At 69.7% G+C, this 6543-nt stretch carries 7 protein-coding genes; all 7 read right to left on the bottom strand.

Features of this window, described 5'->3' with window-relative positions:
* Positions 1–322 precede the first annotated feature (322 nt).
* Positions 323–880, bottom strand: coding sequence for a chalcone isomerase family protein (locus tag D7Y13_RS36275; protein ID WP_120582387.1), 558 nt, complete (start codon positions 878–880; stop codon positions 323–325).
* 40 nt (positions 881–920) lie between these two features.
* On the bottom strand, positions 921–2009 hold the full coding sequence (gene serC / locus D7Y13_RS36270) for a 3-phosphoserine/phosphohydroxythreonine transaminase (protein ID WP_120582386.1): 1089 nt from the start codon (positions 2007–2009) through the stop codon (positions 921–923).
* Positions 2010–2134: 125 nt separating this feature from the next.
* Positions 2135–2863, bottom strand: coding sequence for an HvfC/BufC N-terminal domain-containing protein (locus D7Y13_RS36265; protein ID WP_120582385.1), 729 nt, complete (start codon positions 2861–2863; stop codon positions 2135–2137).
* Entirely contained in the window at positions 2860–3705 is an 846-nt protein-coding gene (gene bufB, locus D7Y13_RS36260; RefSeq protein WP_120582384.1) for an MNIO family bufferin maturase, read from the bottom strand. Before bufB ends, D7Y13_RS36265 begins: the two co-directional genes overlap by 4 nt.
* A gap of 111 nt (positions 3706–3816) precedes the next feature.
* Positions 3817–4071, bottom strand: a complete 255-nt coding sequence (locus D7Y13_RS36255) for a hypothetical protein (RefSeq protein ID WP_120534760.1) — start codon at positions 4069–4071, stop codon at positions 3817–3819.
* 48 nt (positions 4072–4119) lie between these two features.
* Positions 4120–4752 carry a YceI family protein gene (locus D7Y13_RS36250; protein ID WP_120582383.1) on the bottom strand — a complete coding sequence of 211 codons (633 nt, stop codon included), beginning with the start codon at positions 4750–4752 and terminating at the stop codon, positions 4120–4122.
* Between the two features lie 95 nt (positions 4753–4847).
* On the bottom strand, positions 4848–6278 hold the full coding sequence (locus tag D7Y13_RS36245) for a M61 metallopeptidase family protein (protein ID WP_233595302.1): 1431 nt from the start codon (positions 6276–6278) through the stop codon (positions 4848–4850).
* Between the last annotated feature and the right edge of the window lie 265 nt (positions 6279–6543).

Raw genomic sequence — 6543 nt, 5'->3', positions numbered from 1 at the left:
GGCCGGCGAGGAGGCCCGGGACGGCTCGGGGGTGGGCTCCGCCGTCTTGCAGGCGGCGCCAAGGACACAGGAGGCAGCGAACAGGGCCAGACGCTTCACAACGTTCTCCAACGCGAACGAGGGGTGGGGTTCTATCGGCGCGCATCAACGCCCGACCTGCCAGGGCATTCCAGCGGCATCTGCACGCGAACGGCCATGACGCCCCGCGCTGTCCACCATTTGAAGCAATCCGACAGCCGGAAACGACGACGCCCCGCGAGCCGCCCTTTCCGTGGGGAAGGGGCCTCGCGGGGCGCCAGGGACTCCGGGCGGAGCGGGAAGGTCAGTCCTTGCCGAGCATCCCGTCGCGGAGGCCGTCATCCACCGGGTCCTTGCCCAGCCACACGGAGAAGAGCGCGTCCGCGAAGTCCTTGCCCTCCACGTCGATGGACTTCTCCTTCGTTTGCACGGTGGTGCCCTTGCCCGGCACGTAGGTGAGGATCAGCTCCTCGCCTTCCTTGATCTCCGCGGGGATGGCGGCCTTGAAGGTGTCCAGGCGGGCCTGGAGCTTGGGCAGGTTCGCGCCGGCGTTCTTCTTGAAGCCGTTCTCGATGGCCTCGGTGATCTGCTCCTTCTTCAGGTCGCGCTTCATGAACATGCGCACGCGCTTGATCTCATCCGCGTTGAGGACGGCGGCGGCGTCCTTCGACGGCGTCTCCAGGTACAGGCCCACGGTGTAGACCTTGAAGATGGCCTTCTTGCGCAGGCCGACGCCGTTGAGCTTGAGCTCCTTGCCTTCCACCGTCGCGGTGTCGGGATACTTCACCCCGGCGATCTCCTTGGCCATCACGGGCGCGGCGAGGGTCAGCGACAGCAGCACGGCGGTCAGCGTCTTCTTCATGGAATGCCTCCAGGTTGTCCTGCGCAATGTCGACGGCAGCCTACCCGTGCATCTTCACGAAGTGATCCATGAAGGACGTCAGCGTTTTGACGTCCTGCGGCGAAACCGCGTTGTATTGCGACACGCGGATGCCTCCAGCGGTGCGGTGGCCCTTGAGGCCCACCATGCCGGACTGCTTCGCCTGGGCGATGAAGGCCGCATCCAGCTCCTCCGTGGGCAGGTGGAACACGACGTTCATCACTGAACGGGACTCGCGCTCCACGGGGGCCCGGTAGAACCCCGGATTCCGGTCGATGGCGCCGTAGAGGTCGTCCGCCTTCTCGCGGTTGCGCTTCTCCAGTGCGGGCAGGCCGCCCAGCCCCTTCACCCACTGGAGCACGTTGCGCACCAGGTAGATGGCCAGCGTGGGGGGCGTGTTGTAGAGCGAGTTGTTCTCCGCGTGGGTGCTGTAGCGGAAGTACTTGGGGATGTCCTTGCGTCCCTTCGCGATGAAGTCCTTCGCCGCGATGATCAGCGTGACGCCGGAGGGCCCCAGGTTCTTCTGCGCGCCCGCGTAGATGAGCGCGAAGCGGCTCACGTCGGTGGGCTTCCACAGGAAGTCGGAGCTCATGTCCGCCACCAGCGGCACGCGGCCCACGTCCGGGAAGGTGTGCCACTGCGAGCCGAAGATGGTGTTGTTGCTCGTCAGGTGGACGTAGGCGGCCTGGGGGTCGAGCTGCAGCTCGGACTGCTTCGGGACGCGCTGGTAGCGCTTGTCCGCCTGCACGGTGGTGGCCGCGACGCGGGGCGAGCCGTAGTACTTCGCCTCGTCCAGGGCCTTCTCGCTCCAGACGCCCGTCATCAGGTAGTCGGCGGAGGCGCCCGGGGTGAGGAAGTTCATCGGCACCTGGGCGAACTGCTGGGACGCGCCGCCGGTGAGGAACAGCACCTGGTGCGTGTCCGGGATGCCCAGCAGCTGCGTGAGCAGCGCGACGGCCTCGTCGTGGACGCCCTCGTAGTCCTTGCCCCGGTGGCTGTGCTCCATGACGGACATGCCGGTGCCGTGGAAGTCGAGCAGCTCATCCCGGGCCTGCTCAAGGGCCGGCAGGGGCAGACCGGCGGGACCGGCGTTGAAGTTGATGACGCGCATGGCGGGACCTCACGGTGGGAAACGACGTCCCCCCATTCTTCCCCCCGACCGGGCCCTGGAGGCCAGCGCGAAGCGTCATGCCCGGCTGCCTCCTGTTGGAGGGCAACGTCGCCCGCCGGGCCGCCCTACCCCGCCGGTCGCAGGACCAGCCCGTCCTTCGCGAAGCGCACCACCTCCGCGTGGACGTCCCCGGCGGCCATGCCGGTGGCCTGGGCGACGGCCTCCTCGGACAGGCCCTCCACGGCCATCTTCAGCACCAGCAGCGCGGGCGGCGTGGCGGCCATGTAGTAGGTCACCAGCGCTTCCGGGTGGCGCCACAGGAGCGCCAGCTCATCACCGGCGGCAGGCTGGACGGCGCCGTCCTGGGCGCGCACGAAGGCGCAGAGCCGGTAGGGCTGCTCCAGCACCGCCAGCGTGGGGTTGGGCGTCAGGCGCTCCACGCTTTCGGGAAGGGCTTCCTCGGAGGCGAACACCGCGAAGTCCGTCCACTCGAAGCGCGCCAGCGCGGGCAGGAACGGAGGCAGCCCCTGCGCCTGCGTGGCGTCCGCGACGAAGGGGGCGAAGCCCTCGCCCAGCCGGTTGAGTTCGTAGTGCCGCGCGGGCCGGGTGCGCGTGTAGCCCTCCACCAGCGCATCCCACGCGGCGGCCGTCACCGCCTTGCGCGTGAACGGGAAGAGCTTCTCCAGCGTGGAGCGCACGTGGCCGCGCACGAACTGGCCGTAGAGCGCCATCCGCTCAGGGGCGACGTCCCAGCCCGGGTGCGACGCGGACAGCTTCGACAGGCCCTCCGCGCCGGGCGGGCCCGAAAGGTACGCGTCCATGCTGTCGAAGAAGTGCTTCAGCCCGGGCTTCATCGCGACGCCTCCGCCAGCACGCCGCGCGCCAGGTCGGCCTCGTCCAGCACGGCGTCCAGCGACGGGATGGCCTGATCCCATTCGATGAGCGTGGACACGGGGCCGGTGCGCTCCAGCGTGTAGCGGTACAGCGCCCACACGTCGTCGCAGACGCGGTCGCCGTGCGTGTCGATGAGGACCTTCTCCCCCACGTCATGGCCGGCCAGGTGCACCTGCACCACGCGCTCCAGCGGCAGCGCGTCCACGAAGGCGCGCGGGTCGTAGCCGTGGTTCGTCGCGTTGACCCAGACGTTGTTCACGTCCAGCAGCAGCCCGCAGTCCGCGGCCTCCACCACCTGGCGCAGGAAGTCCGCCTCCTGGAGCGTGCCGCCCGGCATGGCCGCGTAGTAGCTGGGGTTCTCCAGCAGGAAGGGGCGCTCCACGCGCGCCATCACCTCGCGCACGCGCGGCACCACGTGCTCCACCGCTTCCTCCGTGAAGGGCAGCGGCAACAGGTCATGCAGGTGCACCCCGCCCAGGCGCGAGTAGCACAGGTGGTCGGAGAAGAACGGCGCGTCCAGGCGCTTCACCAGCGCGGCCAGCCGGGTGACGTAGTCGTCGTCCAGCGCATCCGGCCCGCCGATGTTCAGCCCCACGCCGTGCGGCAGGAGCGTCCAGCGCTCGCGGCACGCGTCCAGGGCGCGCTGGGAGCGGCCCCCCAGGGACAGGAAGTTCTCCGGGATGATCTCCACCCAGTCCAGCTTCCGGGTCGTGCGCGGCAGCGCGTCGTAGAAGTCGCGGCGCAGTCCGATGCCCGCCCCCAGCGGCTTCAACCCATGGCGGTGTGAGTAGCGGGGGGACATGCGCGAAGCCTCCTGGGCACGGGGAAAAACAACACGGGCGGCAGGAAGGAGTCTTCCCACCGCCCGCGAGCAAGGGAGGGACCCGGCTTCCGGGCCCTCCGCTGGCGATGACTACTTCTTGTGGCTGCAGGAACCCGCGCCGCAGCTGCCCTCGGCGCCCTTCTCCGGCGTGGCGGCGGGGGCCGCGGCGCTGCAGCTGCCCTCGGCGCCCTTCGCCTCGGCCGGCTTCGCGCTGCAGTTGGCCTCGGCGGCCTTCTCGGACGAAGCGGCCTGCGTGCCCTCCGCGCCCTTCGTGGAGGCACAGCCGGTGGCCAGCGCGCCGAGGGAGAGGGTGCCGACAACCGCTGCAAGAGCCTTGACGTTCATGTGTTGCTTCCTTTCGTACCGCGGGGGTGTGACTACGGTGAAAAACACTTACGGCTTGAACTGCGTGGAGCCCCAGGCGTCGACGGTGACGTCCGCCTTCTCGCCCACCTTCAGCAGCAGCGCTTCGGTGCGCTGGATGCCGTAGGCCTCCACGGGAATCTGGAACTTCGCGCGCACGCGCAGCAGCTCTCCGGCCGCGCGGTGCTTCGTCTCCGCCGTCTCCTGCAGGTACGTGGCGGTGACCTCCACCGGCTCCTCGTGCGTCACGCCGTGGATGCTGAAGGTGCCCTTCGTCTTCACCGTCACCGGCTTCGCGTTGGCGAGCGGCGCGGGCAGGGCGACGTCCTTGAACTCGAAGACGATGTCCGGGAACTTCGCCGCGTCCAGCCAGCGATCATTCTGCAGGTGGCCGTCGCGCGTCTCGTTGCCCGTCTTGATGGACTTCACCGGGACCTGGAAACGGCCACTGGCCTTTGAATCCTTTACCTCCACGCGGCCCTTCACCTGGTTGGACAGGCCGTTGATGACCTCCAGCGGCGCGTCCAACACGAACATGACCGTGTCGCGACCGTTCGGGTCGTTGAAGACGAAGCTCTTCACGGCGGCGGAAGTGGGGGCTGGCTCGGCGGCGGACGCGGACAGCGACAGCACGGAGGCGAGCATGAGTGCGCTGCGGAACATGGCGGACCTCATCTACGGAAGCCGCGGACCTCGCGGATGCATGCGTTACGCGACACCCGCGCGGCCGGTTACAGCGCCGCCCTTTTTCCAGGTGTTCACCCCGCGTCATCCGAGGACCGCCCACCGTCCACCGCTTCACGCAAGCCACTGTCCGGGGCAGCCTGGAGCTTGACGCCCCCCGGGTCAATCCGGACGCCGAGGCGGTCTAACAAAGTTCCCAGGTCGGAGAAAGCCGGAACTGAAAGCTGGTGGGAGAGCAGCGCGTCGAAGAGGGGTTCACCGGCGACGGTGTCCACGGCGGCGCCAAAGCCCGCGAGCGAGGACGTGGGGCCTTGTGTGGCCAGCAGCTCCAACACGTCCTCCAGCCGGGCGCGGTTGTGCGTCACGCGGCGCAGCTCCAGGTCCAGCCGCAGCGCGAAGAAGGCGCCGGTCCAGTAGACGCCCCGCCAGTCGCCTTCGCGCGCGACGACCTCCGCCATGGTGCGCGAGCCCGCGGCGGACTGGCCGCGCGCGAAGCCGTCCGTGAGCTCCTGCCACGCCTGCCGCGGCGTCTGGCGGCCGGAGCGGGCGCGGGCGACCTCCGTGTAGTAGGTGGCGAGCCCCTCGGTGAGCCACGCCACGCGCGGCATCAGCGTGGGGTGCGTCAGGTGGAGCATCTCGTGAACGGCGATCCAGTCGCGTCTCAGGGCCTCCGCGGTGGTGTCCTGGCCCACGAGGATGGAGATGCTGGGCGGAGAGCTCCACTGGACCATGCCGAAGAGGGCGGGCTCTTCCGCGCCGGGCACGGGCACGACGCGCACGGTGATGCGCGGATGCGGGAACGTCCTGCGCACGGTGATCACCTCGCGCGCGGCCTGGGCGAGCCAGTCGCAGACCTCCCTGTCCGACAGGTGCATGAAGCGCCCCAGCAGCGCGACCTCCAGCACGGCGTCACCGACGTTCGCCTCGCACCGCCGGCCCCCGAAGCCATGGAAGCCCGAGTCCACCAGGTCCTCGCCGCGCAGGCGGTAGAGGCCTGCGTCGTCCGGGAGCCAGGGCAGGAGCGCGTCCGTCCTGGACACCATGAAATCCACGCGCAGGTCGGGCGTCACCACACGGGGGCGCAAGAGGTACGCGCGACCGGCCACGTGCCATGCGTCCTTCTCCCCGACGCCGGAGAAGAAGGAGCGCTCACCGCCGCGCGAGGGGGACTCCAGCGGATAGAAGTAGCGCAGGAAGCGCGTTCCGGAAGGGACATGCAGCTCGCCGCCGTGCAGGCGCAGGGCGCGGGAGGAGCCGTCCTTGCGCACGGCCCAGACGGTGTCCACGCGCTCCGGCTGTCGGAAGAGGAAGTCGCGCGGGGATGAGGGCAGGAGGACGATCTCCACCCCCAGTCCCCGCTGGGGCTCGCGCGTGTACGTGACGTAGTAGCGCAGCGCCGCCGGATCCCTTCGGGGCAGCGCGGGACGCGTGCCGGCGCATGCGCCCAGGGTGAGCGCGAGGAAGAGGAGCACCGCCCGAGGCACCATCGCTTTCAAGGCATCCACGCGGCACCGCCTCCCGTTGTGTCCGCTTCGGAGGAGAGGACCCCACGACGTGCCCCATGTCGTCCAGCCCATTGTGTCGACGCGGGAGGACGAGCGTCTGGCGGCGGGCTCGCTCACTGACGGCAGCACGAGGACTGCGCGGTCAGCCCCGGGCCGACTTCTTCCGCGCGGGCCGCGACGGAGGAACGGTTGCATCCGCGCGCTTCGGACTCCGGTCCTCATCCCGCACCACAGGCCCGCTCCCCTCCCCTGCCTCCCGCACCGG

The organism is Corallococcus praedator, from assembly GCF_003612125.1.
GTDB classification, from domain to species: domain Bacteria; phylum Myxococcota; class Myxococcia; order Myxococcales; family Myxococcaceae; genus Corallococcus; species Corallococcus praedator.
The sequence above is the reverse complement of the archived record's forward strand: the minus strand, read 5'-3'. Positions and strand labels throughout refer to the sequence as shown.